The organism is Helicobacter pylori SA37A (assembly GCF_000476015.1).
GTDB lineage: Bacteria > Campylobacterota > Campylobacteria > Campylobacterales > Helicobacteraceae > Helicobacter > Helicobacter pylori_DB.
This window is the reverse complement of the sequence record NZ_CBOO010000005.1, coordinates 1-22,375: the sequence shown is the minus strand read 5'-3', so window position 1 is coordinate 22,375 and position 22,375 is coordinate 1. Positions and strand designations below refer to the sequence as shown.

14 protein-coding genes, 4 tRNA genes and 1 rRNA gene are annotated in these 22,375 nt (G+C 38.7%); 13 read left to right on the top strand and 6 right to left on the bottom strand.

What is annotated here, in order from left to right; genetic code table 11:
- Positions 1–16: 16 nt before the first annotated feature.
- From hpaA2 to QT76_RS03530, 6 genes are all read left to right on the top strand, one after another.
- Positions 17–766: an HpaA2 protein gene (gene hpaA2, locus QT76_RS03560; RefSeq protein ID WP_033616622.1), complete on the top strand. Its 750-nt coding sequence runs from the start codon at positions 17–19 to the stop codon at positions 764–766.
- A gap of 184 nt (positions 767–950) precedes the next feature.
- Positions 951–1,028, top strand: a tRNA-Pro gene (locus QT76_RS03555).
- Between the two features lie 67 nt (positions 1,029–1,095).
- Positions 1,096–1,172 (top strand) — tRNA-His (locus QT76_RS03550).
- 59 nt (positions 1,173–1,231) lie between these two features.
- Positions 1,232–1,308 (top strand) — tRNA-Arg (locus QT76_RS03545).
- Positions 1,309–1,330: 22 nt separating this feature from the next.
- Positions 1,331–1,407: transfer RNA gene (locus tag QT76_RS03540), tRNA-Arg, on the top strand.
- A gap of 583 nt (positions 1,408–1,990) precedes the next feature.
- Positions 1,991–3,862 (top strand): mechanosensitive ion channel family protein, encoded by a 1,872-nt coding sequence (locus tag QT76_RS03530; protein WP_033616621.1) that lies wholly within the window; start codon positions 1,991–1,993, stop codon positions 3,860–3,862.
- A 2-nt stretch (positions 3,863–3,864) separates the two neighbouring features.
- On the opposite strand, the gene cfaS is transcribed toward QT76_RS03530, so the two are convergent.
- Complete coding sequence (gene cfaS / locus QT76_RS03525; RefSeq protein ID WP_033616620.1) at positions 3,865–5,034, bottom strand: cyclopropane fatty acid synthase; 1,170 nt, start codon at positions 5,032–5,034, stop codon at positions 3,865–3,867.
- A 168-nt stretch (positions 5,035–5,202) separates the two neighbouring features.
- Here cfaS and metG point away from each other — a divergent pair, with 168 nt between their 5' ends.
- From metG to speA, 6 genes are read left to right on the top strand one after another with little or no spacing between them, the layout of a single operon-like run.
- Complete coding sequence (gene metG, locus QT76_RS03520) at positions 5,203–7,131, top strand: methionine--tRNA ligase (protein WP_033616619.1); 1,929 nt, start codon at positions 5,203–5,205, stop codon at positions 7,129–7,131.
- The gene (locus tag QT76_RS03515; RefSeq protein WP_033616618.1) at positions 7,132–8,196 is read left to right on the top strand and encodes a ferrochelatase; all 1,065 of its coding nucleotides are present in this window, start codon (positions 7,132–7,134) and stop codon (positions 8,194–8,196) included.
- Complete coding sequence (gene cmoB, locus QT76_RS03510) at positions 8,154–8,939, top strand: tRNA 5-methoxyuridine(34)/uridine 5-oxyacetic acid(34) synthase CmoB (RefSeq protein WP_033616617.1); 786 nt, start codon at positions 8,154–8,156, stop codon at positions 8,937–8,939. The genes QT76_RS03515 and cmoB overlap by 43 nt, the downstream gene beginning before the upstream one ends.
- A 16-nt stretch (positions 8,940–8,955) precedes the next feature.
- Positions 8,956–9,384: a hotdog domain-containing protein gene (locus tag QT76_RS03505; protein WP_001158301.1), complete on the top strand. Its 429-nt coding sequence runs from the start codon at positions 8,956–8,958 to the stop codon at positions 9,382–9,384.
- Positions 9,385–9,388: 4 nt separating this feature from the next.
- Positions 9,389–10,558, top strand: coding sequence for a glycosyltransferase family 4 protein (locus tag QT76_RS03500; protein ID WP_033616616.1), 1,170 nt, complete (start codon positions 9,389–9,391; stop codon positions 10,556–10,558).
- Positions 10,559–10,572: 14 nt separating this feature from the next.
- Positions 10,573–12,420, top strand: coding sequence for an arginine decarboxylase (speA, locus tag QT76_RS03495; RefSeq protein WP_001158589.1), 1,848 nt, complete (start codon positions 10,573–10,575; stop codon positions 12,418–12,420).
- A gap of 157 nt (positions 12,421–12,577) precedes the next feature.
- On the opposite strand, the gene QT76_RS03490 is transcribed toward speA, so the two are convergent.
- From QT76_RS03490 to QT76_RS08275, 5 genes are all read right to left on the bottom strand, one after another.
- On the bottom strand, positions 12,578–13,486 hold the full coding sequence (locus QT76_RS03490; protein WP_033616615.1) for a hypothetical protein: 909 nt from the start codon (positions 13,484–13,486) through the stop codon (positions 12,578–12,580).
- 134 nt (positions 13,487–13,620) lie between these two features.
- Positions 13,621–15,465 (bottom strand): hypothetical protein, encoded by a 1,845-nt coding sequence (locus QT76_RS03485; RefSeq protein WP_080242480.1) that lies wholly within the window; start codon positions 15,463–15,465, stop codon positions 13,621–13,623.
- A 43-nt stretch (positions 15,466–15,508) separates the two neighbouring features.
- The gene (locus QT76_RS03480; protein WP_033616614.1) at positions 15,509–16,762 is read right to left on the bottom strand and encodes a single-stranded-DNA-specific exonuclease RecJ; all 1,254 of its coding nucleotides are present in this window, start codon (positions 16,760–16,762) and stop codon (positions 15,509–15,511) included.
- Between the two features lie 41 nt (positions 16,763–16,803).
- A complete protein-coding gene (locus tag QT76_RS03475) occupies positions 16,804–18,537 on the bottom strand; it encodes a DUF262 domain-containing protein (RefSeq protein ID WP_033616613.1) in 1,734 nt (577 codons plus the stop codon).
- Between the two features lie 170 nt (positions 18,538–18,707).
- Positions 18,708–18,869, bottom strand: coding sequence for a hypothetical protein (locus QT76_RS08275; RefSeq protein ID WP_154213089.1), 162 nt, complete (start codon positions 18,867–18,869; stop codon positions 18,708–18,710).
- 659 nt (positions 18,870–19,528) lie between these two features.
- Between QT76_RS08275 and QT76_RS03470 the strand changes: the two genes are divergently transcribed.
- Positions 19,529–22,375, top strand: a 23S ribosomal RNA gene (locus QT76_RS03470); the annotation flags it as partial.

Genomic DNA, 22,375 nt, shown 5'->3' with positions numbered 1-22,375 from the left:
GAAAGAAAGGAATTTAATGAAAAAAGGTAGTTTAGCAATCGTTTTAGGATCGTTACTAGCAAGTGGGGCGTTTTATACGGCTCTAGCTGATGGGATGCCTATGAAGCAGCAACACAATAATATGGGTGAGTCAGTGGAGTTGCATTTCCACTATCCTATTAAAGGCAAACAAGAGCCTAAAAATAACCATTTAGTTGTCTTAATCGATCCTAAAATAGAGGCTAATAAAGTTATCCCTGAAAATTATCAAAAAGAATTTGAGAAGTCTTTGTTCCTCCAATTGAGTAATTTTTTAGAGAGAAAGGGCTATAGCGTTTCGCAATTTAAAGATGCTAGTGAGATCCCTCAAGACATCAAAGAAAAAGCGTTGCTCGTTTTACGCATGGATGGGAATGTGGCTATTTTGGAAGATATTGTAGAAGAGAGCGATGCGCTTAATGAAGAAAAAGTGATAGACATGTCTTCAGGGTATTTGAACTTGAATTTTGTTGAGCCAAAAAGTGAGGATATCATCCATAGTTTTGGTATTGATGTTTCAAAGATTAAGGCTGTGATTGAAAGAGTGGAATTGCGGCGCACCAATTCTGGAGGTTTTGTCCCCAAAACTTTTGTGTATAAGATTAAAGAAACCGATCATGATCAAGCCATTAGAAAGATCATGAATCAAGCCTATCACAAAGTGATGGTGCATATCACTAAAGAGTTGAGCAAAAAACACATGGAACATTATGAAAAAGTTTCTAGCGAAATGAAAAAACGAAAGTAGTTTTTAAGAAACAAAAAGCTTAAAAATCCTTTAGAGCTGTTTTTAAAAAGTAGCTTTTTAAAAGGGTGGGGGAGTTGGAATTAATACAATTTTTGAGTGTCGCTTTTGATTTTAGCGGCATTTTTGAAAAATTACGCTCAAAAATCAAAAAATTCAGCTATAATAACGCTTCATGTGAAAATTTCGGGGCGTAGCGCAGTCTGGTTAGCGCACTTGGTTTGGGACCAAGGGGTCGAAGGTTCGAATCCTTTCGCCCCGACCACTTTTTTGCATAATTTATTGTTCTGTTTAAGATTCTTTGGTAGAATATCGCTTCCTTTCATTGAATGGTGGGAGTAGCTCAGTCGGTTAGAGCATCAGATTGTGGTCCTGAGGGTCGTGGGTTCAATTCCCATCTTCCACCCCATCTCGTTAAATAAGCGTTTTACCAAGTTTATGTTAGTCATTCCTTTATTTGAATTGTAAGCGTTCGTAGCTCAATTGGATAGAGCACCAGACTTCGGATCTGGGGGTTAGGGGTTCGACTCCCTTCGGGCGTACCACCTAACATTAATACCATTCAATGCGCTTGTAGCTCAGCTGGATAGAGCAACAGCCTTCTAAGCCGTAGGTCGCAGGTTCGAGTCCTGCCAAGCGCACCACTTTTGACATTCTTTAAAGAGGAGTTATGGATTCTTTAGAGTGGGGATTACTCATTTTCTTAATTCTTGTTTTTCTTATAGGCATAGGATACTACATTTTTATGGTTCTTTCTTCTAAAGATTGATCATTAAAAATAGCTCAATCACAAGAAGTAGGGTTGGAAACTCCTAAAACACAAATCTTGCATGAAAACATTCAATAAAAGCGGTTATAAAAACCTAAAAAGTGAAACATGTAAGAATAAAAGATATGCACATTATCCGTGACTTTATCGCACCGAACAGGGAAAGCTTTTTGACTACGACCTGTGCGAAATCCTGCTATAAAAATATTAAATCAAAGCAAGATTTGTTAAAAATTAAGGCTGTATTTTAATTGTAAAATGTAAAAATACTCAAAGCCATCAAGCAATATAGCGATCTAAAAAGAGGCTCACAATTGAGCTAAAGCCCGCTTTTTAGGGATAAATAAAAAGCGTTTTCAAATTGCATGAGTAACTTTATGGGGTGGAGCGTTTCTAATTTTTGGTATAATCGCTAGAAATTATGAGAAAGATTTTATCTTGTTTTAGTGGGGTTTCGCATGCGTTTATTATTGTGGTGGGTATTGGTATTATCGCTCTTTTTAAATCCTTTGAGAGCGGTTGAAGAGCATGAAACAGATGCGGTGGATTTGTTTTTGATTTTCAATCAAATCAACCAGCTCAATCAAGTCATTGAAACTTATAAGAAAAACCCTGAAAGAAGCGCTGAAATCTCTCTGTATAACACCCAAAAGAACGATTTGATTAAAAGTTTGACTTCTAAAGTGTTGAATGAAAGGGATAAAATTGGCATTGATATAAACCAAAATTTAAAAGAGCAGGAAAAAATCAAAAAGCGTTTGTCTAAAAGCATTAAGGGCGATGATTTCTATACTTTCATGAAAGACAGATTGTCTTTAGATATTTTATTGATAGATGAAATTTTGTATCGTTTTATAGATAAAATCAGGAGCAGTATTGATATTTTTAGCGAACAAAAAGATGTGGAAAGTATCAGCGATGCTTTCCTTTTGCGTTTAGGGCAATTCAAACTCTACACTTTCCCTAAAAATTTAGACAATGTCAAAATGCATGAATTAGAGCAGATGTTTAGCGATTATGAATTGCGTTTGAACACTTACACCGAAGTCTTGCGTTACATCAAAAACCACCCTAAAGAAGTGCTTCCTAAAAACTTGATCATGGAAGTGAATATGGATTTTGTGTTAAACAAGATCAGCAAGGTTTTGCCTTTCACAACCCATAGCTTGCAAGTGAGTAAAATCGTGTTGGCTTTGACGATTTTAGCCTTATTGTTGGGTTTAAGGAAGTTGATCACTTGGCTTTTAGCTTTATTACTGGATCGTATTTTTGAAATCATGCAGCGCAATAAAAAAATGCATGTCAATGTGCAAAAAAGCATTGTTTCGCCGGTTTCTGTCTTTTTAGCGTTATTTAGTTGCGATGTGGCTTTAGACATTTTCTACTACCCTAATGCATCGCCTCCTAAAGTTTCTATGTGGGTGGGTGCGGTGTATATCATGCTTTTAGCATGGTTAGTGATAGCACTCTTTAAAGGCTATGGGGAAGCGTTAGTTACGAATATGGCTACCAAAAGCACGCACAATTTTAGAAAAGAAGTGATCAACTTGATCTTAAAAGTCGTGTATTTTTTGATCTTCATTGTCGCGCTTTTAGGGGTTTTGAAACAACTAGGGTTTAACGTTTCAGCCATCATCGCTTCTTTAGGGATTGGGGGGTTAGCGGTGGCTTTGGCGGTTAAAGATGTGTTGGCGAATTTCTTTGCTTCGGTCATTTTATTGTTAGACAATTCGTTTTCTCAAGGGGATTGGATTGTGTGCGGTGAAGTGGAGGGCACGGTGGTGGAAATGGGGTTAAGACGCACCACGATCAGAGCCTTTGATAACGCTCTTTTGTCCGTGCCTAATTCAGAGTTAGCCGGAAAACCCATCAGGAATTGGAGCCGTCGTAAAGTGGGAAGGCGTATTAAAATGGAAATAGGCTTAACCTATAGCTCCAGCCAAAGCGCTTTACAGCTTTGCGTGAAAGACATTAAAGAAATGCTAGAAAACCACCCTAAAATCGCCAATGGAGCCGATAGCGCTTTGCAAAACGCGAGCGATTACCGCTACATGTTTAAAAAAGATATTGTTTCTATTGACGATTTTTTAGGGTATAAAAACAATCTGTTTGTCTTTTTGGATCAGTTTGCGGACAGCTCTATTAATATTTTGGTGTATTGCTTTTCTAAAACAGTGGTTTGGGAAGAGTGGCTAGAAGTTAAAGAAGACGTGATGCTAAAAATCATGGGGATCGTAGAAAAGCACCATTTGAGTTTCGCTTTCCCATCACAGAGCTTGTATGTGGAGAGTTTGCCAGAAGTTAGCCTGAAAGAAGGGGCTAAAATCTGAAATTATTGGTAGATGTATTCTTTGGTTAAGGGGAAAGTGTTATCCACGCTGTTGGTTAAAAGCAATTGGAATAAATCCGCGCTCCCCACCCTGAAAGCGGATGCGCAAGTCCTTAAATACAGATCCCACATGCGGATAAAGCGTTCGTCATAGCCGAGTCTTTTCACTTGATCTAGATTGTGGTTGAAGTTATCTCGCCAAATGTCTAAAGTCTTAGCGTAATGGATGCGTAAGCTTTCAGCCATGAGCAAGTGGAAGTCGCATTCGCTCATCACGCTCATCACTTCTCTTAAAGAGGGCAAATAACCGCCTGGAAAAATATATTTATCCACCCATGCGTTAGTCTTGCCTTCAAAACAGCATAAAATGGAGTGGAGCAAAAACATCCCGCCTCTCTTTAACACTTCTTTAACTTTCTTGAAATAAAAGGGTAAATTATCCTTACCCACATGCTCAAACATGCCCACGCTCACCACCTTATCAAAGCGGTATAAGCGCCCGTCTAAATCCTGGTAATTCAATAACTTGATCGTTACTCTATCTTCTAACCCTAGCTCTTGGACTCGTTTGTTAGCCTGTTTGTATTGCTCGCTAGAAATGGTGATCCCCATCACTTCCGCCCCGTATTCTTGTGCAGCTTTTACAGAGAGATAGCCCCAACCACAGCCTATATCCAGCAGTTTTTCGCCAGGTTTTAGGTGGAGCTTTTTTAAAGTGTGATCTAATTTTTGGAGCTGGGCGGCATGGAGGGTGTCATCGTCTTTTTTGAAATAAGCGCATGAATAGCTTAAGGTTTCATCCAGCCAGATAGAATAAAAGTCATTCCCTAGATCGTAATGTTTAGAAATGTTGGAGCTTTCTTTGATGGGCTTTTGGATAGCTTTAGCGTTATCATGTTTATGCAAATGTTCGTAATTGGTTTGCAAATACAAAGAATGCATCACCTCATCCATAGAGCCTTCAATATCAATCACGCCGTCCATATAAGCCTCAGCGATCGTCAAAGACATGTCTTTTTTAATATCGCTAAATTTTAGGGGGCGATGGATTTTAAGGGTGAATTTAGGCGAATGTTCGCCATTCCTATAAACGCTATTATCCCAAAAAACGACCTGATAATCGCCGTTTTTCCACTGCTTGAACATGCTTTTGAGCAAAAATTTTGAAATCATCTGTCTATTCCTTGAACTCTTTTTCAATTTTTTGAGCGTTAATTATAATGAATTTTAAGCTAAAAACACCCCACAAATAAGCATAAATTCAATCTCTATTCTCTAAATTTTTAAAAGCATGTTAAAATTAAGAGATTTAAACAAATTTAAGGTAACACGATTATAAAGATGCAAAAATCACTGATCACAACCCCCATTTATTATGTGAATGACATCCCTCATATTGGCCATGCTTATACGACTTTGATTGCGGACACTTTAAAGAAGTATTACACGCTTCAAGGCGAAGAAGTCTTTTTTTTAACCGGCACCGATGAGCATGGGCAAAAGATCGAACAAAGCGCAAGACTGAGAAATCAAAGCCCCAAAGCTTACGCCGATAGCATTAGCGCGATTTTTAAAAACCAGTGGGATTTTTTCAATTTAGATTATGATGGTTTTATCCGCACCACAGACAGCGAGCATCAAAAATGCGTGCAAAACGCCTTTGAAATCATGTTTGAAAAAGGGGACATTTATAAAGGCACTTATAGCGGGTATTATTGCGTGAGCTGTGAGAGTTATTGCGCGATCTCTAAAACGGATAATACAGAAGGTAAAGTCTTATGCCCTGATTGCTTGAGAGAGACCACGCTTTTAGAAGAAGAGAGTTATTTTTTTAGATTGAGCGCGTATGAAAAACCTTTATTAGAGTTTTATACCAAAAACCCTGAAGCGATCTTGCCCATTTATCGTAAAAATGAGGTTACTTCTTTCATTGAACAAGGCTTATTGGATCTATCCATCACGCGCACGAGCTTTGAATGGGGCATTCCTTTACCTAAAAAAATGAATGATCCTAAACATGTGGTGTATGTTTGGCTAGACGCTTTATTGAATTATGCGAGCGCGTTAGGGTATTTGAATGGTTTGGAAAATAAAATGGCGCATTTTGAGTGCGCTAGGCATATTGTGGGTAAGGATATTTTGCGCTTCCATGCCATTTATTGGCCAGCCTTTTTGATGAGCTTGAATCTGCCCTTATTCAAACAGCTTTGCGTGCATGGGTGGTGGACGATAGAGGGCGTGAAAATGAGTAAGAGCTTGGGTAATGTTTTGGACGCTCAAAAGCTCGCTATGGAGTATGGGATTGAAGAATTGCGCTATTTTTTGTTGCGTGAAGTGCCTTTTGGGCAAGATGGGGATTTTTCTAAAAAAGCGTTAGTAGAAAGGATCAACGCCAATTTGAACAACGATTTAGGGAATTTATTGAATCGTTTGTTGGGCATGGCTAAAAAATATTTTAACCATTCTTTAAAAAGCGCAAAAATCACTGCGTATTACCCTAAAGAGCTAGAAAAAGTGCATCACATTTTAGATAACGCCAACTCTTTTGTGCCTAAAATGCAGTTGCATAAAGCGTTAGAAGAATTGTTTGGTGTTTATGATTTTTTAAACAAACTCATCGCTAAAGAAGAGCCATGGGTTTTGCATAAAAATAATGAATTAGAAAAATTAGAAGCCTTATTGAGTTTGATTGCAAATGCGCTTTTGCAATCAAGCTTTTTGCTTTATGCGTTCATGCCAAAGAGCGCTATGAAATTAGCGAGCGCTTTTAATATAGAAATCACGCCTAATCATTACGAACGCTTTTTCAAGTCTAAAAATTTACAAGACATGATCTTGCAAGACACCGAGCCTTTATTCTCTAAAATGGAAAAAGTGGAGGAAACAACCCCAGCCAAAAAAGAAGAAAAAAAGCCAGAAGAAAAAATCTCGCAAAAACAAGAAAATTATATCAGTATTGAGGATTTCAAAAAGATAGAAATTAAAGTAGGGCTTATCAAAGAAGCCCAAAGGGTTGAAAAATCCAACAAATTACTGCGCTTAAAAGTGGATTTAGGCGAAAATCGTTTGAGGCAGATTATTTCAGGGATCGCTTTGGATTATGAGCCTGAAAATTTAATTGGTCAAATGGTGTGCGTGGTGGCTAATTTAAAACCTGCAAAGCTCATGGGCGAAATGAGTGAGGGCATGATTTTAGCGGTGCGAGATAGCGATAATCTGGCTTTAATTAGCCCCACCAAAGAAAAAATCGCAGGAAGTCTCATCAGCTAAATGCGATTAGGGGTGAATGAAGCGGTAGAGTTGAGTTTGGGCGAATTGCAAAACACGCCCTCAATCAGCTATTTTAATTCTATTGTTTTGTCTTTAAATAAGGTGCAAAAAGGCTCTTTGTTTGTGGCCAAAGATCATGCATTCATTCCTAAAGCTTTAGAGTTAGGGGCTTATGGGATTTTATACACAGGAGAGTATCCTTTAAGCGATAAAGATGTGGCATGGATCAAGCTTAAAGATATAGAGCATTCTTTGAACCATTTGTTTAAATTTTGTTTGTTGAATGAGCGCGTGGTCGGGGCGCTATTAAGCCCCATAGAATTAGAGATCGCTTCTAAAATCATAGTGAGCGACTTTGTGTGGTGTTTGAAAGAGAGTCTTGAAGATTTATTCATTTTAGAGGGGTGTAAAATAGCGTTTTTTGATAAATTGGAGTGGTTCCATTTGTTTTATAAGCAGGAGCGTTTAGAAGAAAACTTGAAAGAAAACTTAGAAGAAAGCGATTTAGTTGTTTTCAACCAATCCTTTTTTTGCAGCGCTCTAGTTTATGAAAAACAAGAATATGAATTAAAAATGCCATGCATTTTTTTAGAGCCTTTAAAAAGGGTGATCCGATTGTGCGAGAAATTAAAAATTGAATTTGACTTGAATCTTTTAGCTAAAAAAGAATATTCTTTAGATCATTGCAAACCCTTTTTTGTGAATAAAAATTTAGAAATCGCTCCTTATGGGACAACAGCAAGGGTGGTTGTCGCTGAGGGTTCAAAAGAATTGTTTGAAAGGCTGCTTCAAAAGGCCCTTGAAACTTTATCGTGGGGGAAAATTGTCGTGTTTTATCGTAAAAATAGCGTGGTTTTTTTTGAAAAAGCCAACAATTATTTTTACACCACTCAAAACAATTTGAAAGAGCAATTAAAAAATTTAGCGTTTAATTTCGCTTTTATTTATGGGATTAGCTCCCATCATTTAGAATCCCTTTTAAACCCCCCCTTTTTAAAAAAACCCCCACGCTATGGTAAGTCATGCTCATTTGTAACGATAAATTCAATCCAAAAACCCTTTTAGAAGAAATCATGGCGTTAAGGCCATGGCGTAAAGGCCCTTTTGAAATTTCTCAAATCAAGATTGAGAGCGAATGGGATAGCTCTATTAAATGGGATCTAATCAAAAACGCCACTCCTTTAAAAGACAAAATAGTGGCTGATGTGGGTTGCAATAACGGCTATTACTTGTTTAAGATGCTAGAACATAAGCCTAAAAGTTTGGTGGGGTTTGATCCGGGCGTTTTAGTCAAAAAACAATTTGAATTTTTAGCCCCCTTTTTTGATAAAGAAAAAAAAATCATTTACGAGTCTTTGGGGGTAAAGGATTTGCATGAAAAATACCCTAACGCTTTTGATGTCATTTTTTGCTTAGGGGTGCTATACCACAGGAAAAGCCCGCTAGAGGCTTTAAAAGCCTTGTATCATGCTTTAAAAATAAAAGGGGAGTTGGTGTTGGATACGCTTATTATTGATTCGCCCCTAGACATCGCCCTTTGCCCTAAAAAAACTTACGCTAAAATGAAAAACGTTTATTTTATCCCTAGCGTTAGTGCTTTAAAAGGGTGGTGCGAAAGGGTGGGGTTTGAAAATTTTGAGATTCTTAGCGTTTCAAAGACCACGCCTAAAGAACAGCGTAAAACGGATTTTATTTTGGGGCAGAGTTTAGAAGATTTTTTGGATAAAACGGATCACTCTAAAACTTTAGAGGGGTATGACGCTCCTTTAAGGGGGTATTTTAAGATGCTTAAACCAAGCAAGCGTTAAAATAAAGGATAAGATAGTGCAAGAATCAGTCGTTCATGTGGATTATGACTCTTTAGAGACTTGTAAGAATTTCAAACCAAGCGTTGGCACTGAATTGGTCGTTTTAGAAAAAAACATCGCCCATGTCCGTTTCAAGGGCAATGAAAACATGGTGTATGAAGAAAATTTTGTGCATGCCGGGTTTGTGCTTCTTGCGTGCAATTATGCGGCCTTGTGCGCGTTGAATAAAAAATACAGCGTGGTGGTTTCTAATAACATCAATTTTTATGCCCCACTAGAATTGAATCAAGAAGCGCTCATTAAAGCGCAAGTGATTCAAGATGGCGTGAAAAAAGCTGAAATAAAAATAGAGGCGTTTGTGTTAGACATTCAGGTTTTAGAGGGAATGATAGAAATCGTGGTGTTTGATAAAAAGCCTTTTAAATTCAATTTTAAAGAAGAGTAGTTAAATGGTTATTGTTTTAGTCGTGGATAGCTTTAAAGACACCAGTAATGGCACTTCTATGACAGCGTTTCGTTTTTTTGAAGCACTGAAAAAAAGAGGGCATGTGATGAGAGTGGTCGCCCCTCATGTGAATAATTTAGGGAGTGAAGAAGAAGGGTATTACAACCTTAAAGAGCGCTATATCCCCCTAGTTACAGAAATTTCACACAAACAACACATTCTTTTTGCTAAACCGGATGAAAAAATTCTACGAAAGGCTTTTAAGGGAGCGGATATGATCCATACTTATTTGCCTTTTTTGCTAGAAAAAACAGCCGTAAAAATCGCGCGAGAAATGCAAGTGCCTTACATTGGCTCTTTCCATTTACAGCCAGAGCATATTTCTTATAACATGAAATTGGGGCAATTTTCTTGGTTCAACATGATGCTTTTTTCATGGTTTAAATCTTCGCATTACCGCTATATCCACCATATCCATTGCCCATCAAAATTCATTGTAGAAGAATTGGAAAAATACAACTATGGAGGGAAAAAATACGCTATTTCTAACGGCTTTGATCCCATGTTTAAATTTGAGCACCCGCAAAAAAGCCTTTTTGACACCACACCCTTTAAAATCGCTATGGTAGGGCGCTATTCTAATGAAAAAAATCAAAGCGTTTTAATCAAAGCGGTTGCTTTAAGCCGATACAAACAAGACATTGTATTATTACTCAAAGGCAAAGGGCCTGATGAGAAAAAAATCAAACTTCTAGCCCAAAAACTAGGCGTAAAAACGGAGTTTGGGTTTGTCAATTCTAATGAATTGTTAGAGATTTTAAAAACCTGCACCCTTTATGTGCATACGGCCAATGTGGAGAGCGAAGCGATTGCGTGTTTGGAAGCCATTAGCGTGGGGATTGTGCCTGTTATCGCTAATAGCCCTTTAAGCGCGACCAGGCAATTCGCGCTAGATGAACGATCGTTATTTGAGCCCAATAACGCTAAAGATTTGAGCGCTAAAATAGATTGGTGGTTAGAAAACAAGCTTGAAAGAGAAAGAATGCAAAACGAATACGCTAAAAGCGCTTTAAACTACACTTTAGAAAATTCAGTCATTCAAATTGAAAAAGTTTATGAAGAAGCGATCAGAGATTTTAAAAACAACCCCAACCTCTTTAAAACCTTATCGTGATAAAAGGATAAAAAATGCAAGAAGTCCATGATTATGGGATTAATTTTTGGAGCAATAACGAATTTAAGATAGAAAAAGGCTTGGTTAAAGTTTGTCATGGCAAAAACCCCTCGCTTTTAGAAATCGTTCAAAGCGTGCGCGATAAGGGTTATAGAGGGCCTTTGTTGGTGCGATTCCCCCATTTGGTGCAAAAACAAATCAAAAGCCTGTTTGATGCGTTTTCTTCAGCGATTAAAGAGTATCAATACAGCGGGGCTTTTAAGGCGGTTTTCCCTTTAAAGGTCAATCAAATGCCCTCGTTTGTTTTCCCTTTAGTGCAAGGGGCTAAGGGTTTGGATTATGGTTTAGAAGCCGGGAGCAAGTCTGAACTCATCATTGCGATGAGCTACACGAACCCTAAAGCCCCTATCACCGTGAATGGCTTTAAAGACAAGGAAATGATTGAGCTTGGCTTTATCGCTAAAAGCATGCAGCATGAGATCACTTTAACGATTGAGGGTTTGAATGAGTTGAAAACCATTATCGCCGTGGCTAAACAAAACGATTTTGTAGCATGCCCTAAAATTGGCATCCGCATCCGTTTGCACAGCGCTGGCACTGGCGTTTGGGCAAAGAGTGGGGGGATCAATTCTAAATTTGGTCTTAGCAGCACTGAAGTTTTAGAAGCGATGCGCCTTTTAGAAGAAAACGACTTGTTAGAGCATTTCCACATGATACATTTTCATATAGGCTCTCAAATCAGCGATATTTCGCCCTTAAAAAAGGCTTTAAGAGAAGCGGGAAACTTGTATGCAGAATTGCGTAAAATGGGCGCTAAAAATCTCAATAGCGTGAATATTGGAGGGGGGTTAGCCGTAGAATACACCCAACACAAGCACCACCAAGATAAAAACTACACTTTAGAGGAATTCAGCGCTGATGTGGTGTTTTTATTGAGGGAAATTGTGAAAAATAAGCAGGAAATAGAGCCGGATATTTTCATTGAATCAGGCCGTTACATTTCCGCTAACCATGCCGTTTTAGTGGCCCCGGTGTTAGAATTGTTTTCGCATGAATACAATGAAAAATCCCTAAAAATCAAAGAAAGTAATAACCCCCCTTTGATTGATGAAATGCTAGACTTGCTCGCTAATATCAATGAAAAAAACGCCATTGAATACTTGCATGATAGTTTTGATCACACCGAGTCGTTATTCACGCTTTTTGATTTGGGCTATATTGATTTGATTGACAGGAGCAACACTGAAGTTTTAGCCCATTTGATCGTCAAAAAGGCGGTGCAATTGCTTTATGTCAAGGATCATAACGATATTTTACGCATTCAAGAGCAGGTCCAAGAGCGCTATTTATTGAATTGCTCGTTTTTCCAAAGCTTGCCGGATTATTGGGGCTTGAGACAGAATTTCCCGGTCATGCCCTTGAATAAATTAGATGAAAAGCCCACCAGGAGCGCGAGCTTGTGGGATATTACTTGCGATAGCGATGGGGAAATCGCTTTTGATTCCACGAAGCCCTTGTTTTTGCATGATATAGACATAGATGAAGAAGAATACTTTTTAGCGTTCTTTTTAGTGGGAGCCTATCAAGAAGTTTTAGGCATGAAACACAATTTATTCACGCACCCTACGGAATTTAGCGTGGTTTTTGATGAAAAAGGCGATTATGAAGTGGAAGATATTTGCGAAGCCCAAACGATTTTAGACGTGCTAGACGATTTAGACTATGACACTAAAGAGATCGAGCGCCTTTTAAAACAAAAAATTGAAGACAACAACCAACTAGACATGGAAGAAAAGAAAGAAATCATGGGGCGCTTGTATGTCATGCTGAGCGAAAATGGGTATCTGCGCACGATTTCTTAAAAGAACGCTATAAATGGATTTAAACGCTTTTTTAACTTTAATCAAAAAACATTGACTAATCAATAAAAGAGCGTTAAAACTAAAATAAGCAAGCAAATTGAAAAATAAAGATACAAGAAAAAAAAGAGAGATTAAAAAAAGACCCCCAAAGGGGGGGTTAGTTTTCTAAATTTTCACCCTCCGCCTCGTTTTCATTAGCGAGATACTCATCAATTTCATTAGTGGTCGCTAAACCGAAATTAGGTTCAATGTCTTTTAACAAGTTTTCAGTAAGACCCGCACAACTTAACCCATATTTATTAATACCGCCATCGCATAAGAGTTGCGCTACAAATAACGCCTCGTTTTTATTTTTAGGTAAATACTTCGCCCAAAAACCATCAGGGGAAAAGTCGTTAAAATCGTTTTGAAGCTCCTCTCTACCCTCCGCATAGTATTTAATTACATTACAATACAAGGTAATCGCGACCCTATCTAAGTTATCAAAACTATCCACATCGCATAATTCCTCGTTACGAGCTTCAATCATTTTAACCCACTCCGCATCGGTATGCTTATTAAAACCTTTCGCATTCGCAAGAGCGGTAATAATAACCGCCGAAATTTGACTACCATTCCCACTAAAGAGCATCGGAGATAATAAAACACCAAGCCTACTTTTTCTCTCTGTTAAAGTATAGTCCCTAATCATAATCTCTGACACACTCACGCCCTCCTCGTTAGCCTCTCTAAATCCAAAAGCGAGTTTAAACCTATCCTCTTTTTCTTTAGGAGTGGTAGTCCTTTCCTTAACACTCGGACCGCTCGTAACGATTTTAACCCCTTTTAACAAGTCATCAGCGCTTTTTTCAGCGTGAAGTTTCATATGCTCGGTCAATGGAACTTTATTGAACCATTTTAAGAATTTTTCGCTATTGAAAGCGTAAGAACCTTGTTGTCCTTTTTGGCTCCTTAAGGTTACACGATTAAACCCAATATTAATGACTTTAGCCTCCACCACTTTGTCATTGATTGTGGCTTTGACTGACGCGCCTACTTTTAATTTATTTTCATTTTGAAAACCCATAAAATACTCCTTGGTAAAAATTTGTTTTAAATTCCGCTATAATCGGTCGTTCAATGTTTTTTAATGTTTTTTATCTTTTTGGCATGGCTTGTTCCTCCTTGTTGTGGGGTGAATTTTATTTAAAATTTCCATGTCTATCGCCCTTTCTTAAGATCGTTTTGAAGACGGTAAGCGCCATTAAAAATACAGCCAGTCAATATTTCTTCAATTTGCGATAATTGCGCATTTTTTAGCACTTCTTTGGGCACTTCAATGATCAGTTTAGCTTGTGTTAATCGCACCCACTCTAACGCTTGCTCTCTAGATTCAAAACTCCCCAATTCCCCAATATGGTTGAGGAACTGCTCGCTCATGGGTCTATCCATGTCAATCACAAGATCAAAGGTAACATAAAGCGACTGAACGCTCAAAGAATCCCCAATAATAAAGGTAAAATCAAGCGTGTCATCAAGCGTGTTGTGTTGGATATTGTCTATTAGCGCGTAGTTAAGCTCTAATTTTTCTACTTGCTTTATCGCTATTACGATGTCTTTAGAAAGAGAAGCGCTGATTTTTTCTAATTGCTTTAACAAATCTTTAGGCGGGATAGAACCACGCTCTATATCAGTGTCTATCACGCTTAAAATCGTTCTTTTATCCACTACCTTATCACGCTTTAAATCGTTAGCGATTTTGTTGATTTGAAGGTTTTGTTTGTAGCTTTGTTTTGACGCTCTCTCTTTTTCTCGCCATTCAATGACTTCCCTCTCTTCTTGTTCTATGTCTGCAACATCAAAGATTCTAGGAAAACCATAACGATTTTTTTTCGCTCTGATAAAACTTTTAATACTCTCTTCAAGATGCTCGCGAAAATCATCAAGATCATCGTTAGATTGCGGCATATAAAGCGCTTCTATTTGAGTTTTAGCTATTTCATTAAACTCCATGCCGTTATGTTTATCAGGGTGTTTTGAAAAGAATGTGCTTAGCTTGTTTTTAAGAGCGTTGAGGGATTGTTCTAATTGATTGGGCGTTGAGAATTTGATGTCTGAAAAGCTGTCTTGTGTCTTGTTAAAGTCCTTACCCGGTGAAGCGTTGATTAATCCTATAGGGCATTTGCTCTCACAATAACAGATCGCTTGTTGGTTGAAGATTTGCGCTAACACCAATAAATAATCCCTTAAATTAAATACGATAGTAGGTTCATTAGCGAACACCAAAAAGCTTATTTCTTCATTGGGTAAAAAAGGATCTTGCGGGTTGTCTTTTAAAGAGTTAAGCGTTTGAACAAACCCTATAAAATCACGCTTATTCTCTAAATACGATTGCAGCTTTTTCGCTCTTTCTGTATTTTGCTTGGGGGTGTATCGGTATTTAGCGACAAACTCCTTACTAGACATAAAGTCTTTCACGCTCGCCTTAGCGTTATTCTTTAAAAATCTGTCCATAAAATGCTTCCCCAATAAAAAACAAAGCCTCCTATAAAGGTAATTATTGCCTTTAAAGAAGTCCTTAATCAAAATGGGTTTATCCCAATCCACTTTAACGGATTTGTCCTGCCAGTAGATTAAGCGCGTTTTTAACTGAGCTAGTTTATCAGCGCTAGATTGAATGCAACCGCTTTTAGTTGCCCCTATCAGTAATTTTTGCTCATTATGATTGAAATCTCTGTAAAAAGCGTCTTTAAAGGGTTTAAAGGCTGAGATGATCCCAAAAGGTAGTGCGCTTTTGATTTTCTCACACGCCTTTTTAAGATCATAACTTCCAATCGTTTCGCTCCCAATAGCAGAAGCTTTCGTGTTAGAAATTTCAATGGCTCTGTTTTTAGTTTTAGAGGCTTTCTCGCTCCCAATGATCTCCTTAACGAATCGCTTCGCTCCATTTTGAGCCACTTTACTAGCCACAAAATCCTTTTCAAAATCTTGTAACAAATAGTAGTATCTGGTTGGATTCCCGCTCTCATCATTCAATAACAATAAAAAATCATAATCCAATAACATGTCAAGTCCTCTTTTTTAAATTCAGCCTTAGCGTTATTTGACTTTATAAGGCTTGTAAGCTTTTGATTACTTTTTTAAAATCCTCTTTTGCAAAGCTCAACCCAAAAGCTTCCTCATGCCCGCCAGCTTGTATTAAAGGAATGGTTTTAATCTGGCTTAAAAAATTCCTATCACCTCTAGCGCTACCGCTATACCCGTCTTTATTGTCTCTATAGATACAAAGAGAGCGATTGAGGGGGTATTTTTTTAAAAAGTTATTAGCCACTAAACCGCTAACACCTACTTTAATAGAACAGCTTTCATCTAAAAGAGCCACTAATATTTTGTTACAAGGAAAAATTTGAGCGTTTTCTTCGCTTTCTTTCACCATTTTCTTTTTAATGTCGTTGTATCTTTTGAATTCCTTAACATTAAAGGCGCTTAAGCGCGGATCGTTTATGGGATTGAAATGCTTTAAAACCAAATAGTGCAAATAGCTATCATAACAACCCTTAAACTCTCTAGCCCCACTCAAACGGCTTAAAGCGTTGATGTAATTGATGCAATTAAAACCGTATAAGTTAGAAATCTCATCTAAATCGTCTTGGGCTAAAGAAAGATCTTTGTCTTTGAAAAAGCATTTAATGCGGTCATGTTTAGGTTGCACTAAATTCAAAACCATATCCAAATTATCCCCATGATCCAAATCAATGCGATCGCTTAAAAGCGTGATAGCGATCAATTCTTCTTCTAAAGGAGTGGTTTGCGTTTGAAAGATTTGACTAAACACTAAAGCACTTGTGAAAGCCCCGCTATAATAGTTAGCGTCTTTTTCATCATTCAGGTTAATGTAGGCGATTTTGTTTTCATCAATCCAATCAACTTCAAAACTCTTATGGTGGTCTGTGATGATGCATTGTTCAAAATGTTCTAATAAGATTTCTTGCAATTGTGTATCAGCGGCCAAATCCGCCCCCAAATCAGCGCTAAACAATAAGGGGTCTTTTTGAAATTGGTTTTTAATGCAATCTAGGCGGACTAATTGGTTGGTTTTAGGGTTAAAGATACAAGGTTGAGACAATAAATCGTTTAGGGCTAAATCAGTGAAACCATAACCATGTGCATTCCTTAAGGGGCTAAAGAAAAAGAAATCTTTAATACCCAGTCTGTAACACATAGACATTAAAACGCTGCCAGCCAACATGCCATCACAATCGTTATCTGTATAGAAAACAATGGGGCGGTGTTGTTTGGCTTCTTCTAAGAAGTTTTTAAAAATCCTTTTCTTTGCTATCTTTAATGGTTCTTTTTTAGGCATTAATTATCCCCTTTGTTGTTTTTATGCTTGATAATCTTTAATCATTCTAGATCAAAATCATCTTCATATTCCTCTTCTTGCCCTTCTATGTGTAAAATAGGCGTGATAATTTCATACAAAAAGTCGTGTCGCTTTTGGAGAGACTTCTCATCCCACTTCCTATAATTGCTATACAATTCTTTAGTGATGTCATAACAGCTAATCACTTTGCTTGGGTCTTTGCCGCCATAAATTTTTCTTTTTTCATCAAAATCCCCATTTAAGGCTTTTGCGTTCTTTTTACGCTTTAAAAGGGTTAGATTTGCGATATTATTTACCCATTCTTCTCTTTTTTCTTTGTTAAAATCCGCGTTCCATTGACTGCCTCTTTTGGGCGTTTGGGGCAAAATATGCTCCACTTGGGTTTCGGCATCCATAGCGATAAAATGGGGTTTCTCTTCATCTGCCATGAAATAGTTAGCGAGGGCTAAGACAGGACGCACCCATTTGCTAGGATAAACCGAAGAGCTCTCCCACAAATTATAGAGGTATTGGTCAAAGGTGTTATAAGATTCTATGTTATCCAGTATAAGCTCTTGGATGGTTTCAATGTCTTTATTGCTTTTAACATTTTTGATAATGTTGATGCTCGTTTGCTTGATGCGCGTGATCGTGCCTCCTGCAATCCAAGTTTGATAATAATAAGACACCAAAAGCTTTTTCAAAGCGTCAAAATCAGGGTATTTGACATAAAGGGCTGTCGTTAAAATACTGGCCCAAAATCTAGAAGGAAGGTATCTTAATAAGTAAATATATCGGTCTTGCTTTTTTAGCAAATCGGTATAAGACTTCATAAACTCGCTGACTTCATAGATAAACTCGCAAGCGTTTTTCTTGCTGTCTTTGAACACCTTTTTTAATCCCTTATCGGCTCTCTTTTTAGACGAACTAGGATCAGCGTATTCTAAATACATGTTAAAAAAGTCTTCTAAATCAATATCTATGCCTTCAACGCTCTTGCAAGCATCAACTATCTTATCCCAAGTGGCTATAAAGTCCTTACGCCTTTCATCATTTTGCTTGATTTCTTGCATCAAACTGGATTTTAAAATATCAATAGGGCTTAAGGGTTGGCCTCTGTCGTTTAACACTTGAAAGATTTGCATCGCACTGTCTTGCTCAAAGCAAATGATCCTAGTCAAAGCAATGTGTTCATAAAACCACTTGACAAAATCATCCATATCGCTTATTGAACCATTTTCCATGCTCTCATTCAATAGCTCTCTAAAATAATAAGCGTTACGCAAATAAGTGTTTCCATCAAACTTCTTATTCCACTCGCTCTTTTTAATGTTGTCTTCAAACTCTAAATTGTTTAACACCGTGTTTTCAAAAATGCTGTTGTAATTTTGAGCGGTTAAAAACTTCAGACGCTCTTTTTCTTTATCGTATCTGTCATAAATGCTCTCTTCAATATAAGCCTTAGATTTTTGCCCAAGACTATCTTTATAAAGCCTTAAAATCGTGCAAGCCAAGATAATAAAACTTGTTAGTCTTTGTTGGCCATCCACAACATCCCATCTTTTATCTTTTGGATTTTCAGCAATCACAATAGAGCCACAAAAATATTGATCTTCTCTGTTGTTGGTATAGCTGCCCACTAAATCATCAATCAAAGCCCCTAAATGATCCTTATCCCACACATAAGGGCGTTGGTAATCAGGAACCTGATAAAAATATTTACTATCCACTAAAATTTCATGGAGTTCTTTTAACTCCACTTCTACTTTTGCCATCATCTTCTCCTTGTATTGAATTTAACTCTGTAAGCCCCACTGATTTAAAAATGGGGCTTATGGAATCAAATTTTTTAAAAATGTGGTGCGGGTTAATGAAAAGGTTAATAATAGAGGGAATAATAAAAAGTAAAAGATTTTTAAGCGGATTTTTGTAAAAGGGATAAAAGTTATGGTAGCGTTGCTTGATCGCTTGATCGCTTGATCGCTTGATCGCTTGATTGGATGATTGGATGATTGGATGATTGGATGATTGAATGATTGAATGATTGAATGATTGAATGATTGAATGATTGAATGATTGAATGATTGAATGATTGAATGAATGCCATTTCTACCCCTTTTTTGAAAAAAAAATGACTTGCGGTATTGTATCTAGCGGTATTTAATCAATGGTTAATGATGCGTTTTATTTTAATGATGCACTTTATTTGATGAAATGTTTGATTTAATGATGTGTTTTATCTTAAAGCTTTATTCTCTACCCCCTTAATTCCAATCGCTCCCCCATCATTTCCAATAATTTTTATCTATCCATTCCTTTCAAACTCTAAATTTTCTTTCAAACTCTAAATTTTCTTTCAAATTCTCAAAACTTTAAGCAAACTTTAAGCATCATATGTCTATAATTACATTTCGTTTTTAAAGACAAGCTTTAAAAAGTTCTTTAATTTGACAACCAAACAAGCTATATAGCAAGCTAATATAAAATATATAAAAGCTAAAGCTAGTAACTTGATAAGCAAAGAGATTAAAGGTTAAACATTTTTAGTCTTCTTAAAAGGGTTTAAAATTTAAACTTATTATAGCGGGTTTTTGAATAAAACGGAGTTATTTGATTTAATATTGTTAATAGCCTATGTAAAAGTAAAGTAAAACTACAATAACTCTGTCTTATATTCACTAAGGCAGTGGTAGCGCTAAAGAATATTGGTGCAATTGTCGTTATTCATTATAAAAGGGCGGGTTTTAAAGGATATTTTAAAATTTAAAACAAGCTTTTAAGAGCAGATGGCGGATGCCTTGCCAAAGAGAGGCGATGAAGGACGTACTAGACTGCGATAAGCTATGCGGAGCTGTCAAGGAGCTTTGATGCGTAGATGTCCGAATGGGGCAACCCAACTAATAGAGATATTAGTTACTCTTTAATAGAGAGCGAACCTAGTGAAGTGAAACATCTCAGTAACTAGAGGAAAAGAAATCAACGAGATTCCCTAAGTAGTGGCGAGCGAACGGGGAAAAGGGCAAACCGAGTGCTTGCATTCGGGGTTGAGGACTGCAATATCCAAGAGAACGCTTTAGCAGAGTTACCTGGAAAGGTAAGCCATAGAAAGTGATAGCCTTGTATGCGACAAGGCGTTCTTAGGTAGCAGTATCCAGAGTAGGCCAGGACACGAGAAATCCAGGTTGAAGCCGGGGAGACCACTCTCCAACCCTAAATACTACTCTTTGAGCGATAGCGAACAAGTACCGTGAGGGAAAGGTGAAAAGAACCGCAGTGAGCGGAGTGAAATAGAACCTGAAACCATCTGCTTACAATCATTCAGAGCCCTATGATTTATCAGGGTGATGGACTGCCTTTTGCATAATGATCCTGCGAGTTGTGGTATCTGGCAAGGTTAAGCGAATGCGAAGCCGTAGCGAAAGCGAGTCTTAATAGGGCGCTTGAGTCAGATGCTGCAGACCCGAAGCTAAGTGATCTATCCATGGCCAAGTTGAAACGCGTGTAATAGCGCGTGGAGGACTGAACTCGTACCCATTGAAACGGGTTGGGATGAGCTGTGGATAGGGGTGAAAGGCCAAACAAACTTAGTGATAGCTGGTTCTCTTCGAAATATATTTAGGTATAGCCTCAAGTGATAATAAAAGGGGGTAGAGCACTGATTGGGCTAGGGCTGCTCGCCGCGGTACCAAACCCTATCAAACTTCGAATACCTTTTATCGTATCTTGGGAGTCAGGCGGTGGGTGATAAAATCAATCGTCAAAAGGGGAACAACCCAGACTACCAAATAAGGTCCCTAAGTTCTATTCTGAGTGGAAAAAGATGTGTGGCTACTCAAACAACCAGGAGGTTGGCTTAGAAGCAGCCATCCTTTAAAGAAAGCGTAACAGCTCACTGGTCTAGTGGTCATGCGCTGAAAATATAACGGGGCTAAGATAGACACCGAATTTGTAGATTGTGTTTGACACAGTGGTAGAAGAGCGTTCATACCAGCGTTGAAGGTATACCGGTAAGGAGTGCTGGAGCGGTATGAAGTGAGCATGCAGGAATGAGTAACGATAAGATATATGAGAATTGTATCCGCCGTAAATCTAAGGTTTCCTACGCGATGGTCGTCATCGTAGGGTTAGTCGGGTCCTAAGCCGAGTCCGAAAGGGGTAGGTGATGGCAAATTGGTTAATATTCCAATACCGACTTATGGAGCGTGATGGGGGGACGCATAGGGTTAAGCGAGCTAGCTGATGGAAGCGCTAGTCTAAGGGCGTAGATTGGAGGGAAGGCAAATCCACCTCTGTATTTGAAACCCAAACAGGCTCTTTGAGTCCTTTTAGGACAAAGGGAGAATCGCTGATACCGTCGTGCCAAGAAAAGCCTCTAAGCATATCCATAGTCGTCCGTACCGCAAACCGACACAGGTAGATGAGATGAGTATTCTAAGGCGCGTGAAAGAACTCTGGTTAAGGAACTCTGCAAACTAGCACCGTAAGTTCGCGATAAGGTGTGCCACAGCGATGTGGTCTCAGCAAAGAGTCCCTCCCGACTGTTTACCAAAAACACAGCACTTTGCCAACTCGTAAGAGGAAGTATAAGGTGTGACGCCTGCCCGGTGCTCGAAGGTTAAGAGGATGCGTCAGTCGCAAGATGAAGCGTTGAATTGAAGCCCGAGTAAACGGCGGCCGTAACTATAACGGTCCTAAGGTAGCGAAATTCCTTGTCGGTTAAATACCGACCTGCATGAATGGCGTAACGAGATGGGAGCTGTCTCAACCAGAGATTCAGTGAAATTGTAGTGGAGGTGAAAATTCCTCCTACCCGCGGCAAGACGGAAAGACCCCGTGGACCTTTACTACAGCTTAGCACTGCTAATGGGAATATCATGCGCAGGATAGGTGGGAGGCTTTGAAGTAAGGGCTTTGGCTCTTATGGAGCCATCCTTGAGATACCACCCTTGATGTTTCTGTTAGCTAACTGGCCTGTGTTATCCACAGGCAGGACAATGCTTGGTGGGTAGTTTGACTGGGGCGGTCGCCTCCTAAAAAGTAACGGAGGCTTGCAAAGGTTGGCTCATTGCGGTTGGAAATCGCAAGTTGAGTGTAATGGCACAAGCCAGCCTGACTGTAAGACATACAAGTCAAGCAGAGACGAAAGTCGGTCATAGTGATCCGGTGGTTCTGTGTGGAAGGGCCATCGCTCAAAGGATAAAAGGTACCCCGGGGATAACAGGCTGATCTCCCCCAAGAGCTCACATCGACGGGGAGGTTTGGCACCTCGATGTCGGCTCATCGCATCCTGGGGCTGGAGCAGGTCCCAAGGGTATGGCTGTTCGCCATTTAAAGCGGTACGCGAGCTGGGTTCAGAACGTCGTGAGACAGTTCGGTCCCTATCTGCCGTGGGCGTAGGAAAGTTGAGGAGAGCTGTCCCTAGTACGAGAGGACCGGGATGGACGTGTCACTGGTGCACCAGTTGTTCTGCCAAGAGCATCGCTGGGTAGCTACACACGGATGTGATAACTGCTGAAAGCATCTAAGCAGGAAGCCAACTCCAAGATGAACTTTCCCTGAAGCTCGCACAAAGACTATGTGCTTGATAGGGTAGATGTGTAAGTGCAGTAATGC

What these genes read in the sequence shown, in the direction of transcription:
- QT76_RS03500 (WP_033616616.1), top strand. Translation starts at nt 9,389, where the DNA reads ATGGTTATTGTTTTAGTCGTGGATAGCTTTAAAGACACCAGTAATGGC.
- QT76_RS03515 (WP_033616618.1), top strand. Translation starts at nt 7,132, where the DNA reads ATGCGATTAGGGGTGAATGAAGCGGTAGAGTTGAGTTTGGGCGAATTG.
- QT76_RS03480 (WP_033616614.1), bottom strand. Translation starts at nt 16,762, where the DNA reads ATGCCTAAAAAAGAACCATTAAAGATAGCAAAGAAAAGGATTTTTAAA.
- cfaS (WP_033616620.1), bottom strand. Translation starts at nt 5,034, where the DNA reads ATGATTTCAAAATTTTTGCTCAAAAGCATGTTCAAGCAGTGGAAAAAC.
- QT76_RS03485 (WP_080242480.1), bottom strand. Translation starts at nt 15,465, where the DNA reads ATGTTATTGGATTATGATTTTTTATTGTTATTGAATGATGAGAGCGGG.
- QT76_RS03530 (WP_033616621.1), top strand. Translation starts at nt 1,991, where the DNA reads ATGCGTTTATTATTGTGGTGGGTATTGGTATTATCGCTCTTTTTAAAT.
- speA (WP_001158589.1), top strand. Translation starts at nt 10,573, where the DNA reads ATGCAAGAAGTCCATGATTATGGGATTAATTTTTGGAGCAATAACGAA.
- QT76_RS03475 (WP_033616613.1), bottom strand. Translation starts at nt 18,537, where the DNA reads ATGGCAAAAGTAGAAGTGGAGTTAAAAGAACTCCATGAAATTTTAGTG.
- hpaA2 (WP_033616622.1), top strand. Translation starts at nt 17, where the DNA reads ATGAAAAAAGGTAGTTTAGCAATCGTTTTAGGATCGTTACTAGCAAGT.
- QT76_RS03490 (WP_033616615.1), bottom strand. Translation starts at nt 13,486, where the DNA reads ATGGGTTTTCAAAATGAAAATAAATTAAAAGTAGGCGCGTCAGTCAAA.
- cmoB (WP_033616617.1), top strand. Translation starts at nt 8,154, where the DNA reads ATGCTCATTTGTAACGATAAATTCAATCCAAAAACCCTTTTAGAAGAA.
- QT76_RS08275 (WP_154213089.1), bottom strand. Translation starts at nt 18,869, where the DNA reads ATGGCATTCATTCAATCATTCAATCATTCAATCATTCAATCATTCAAT.
- metG (WP_033616619.1), top strand. Translation starts at nt 5,203, where the DNA reads ATGCAAAAATCACTGATCACAACCCCCATTTATTATGTGAATGACATC.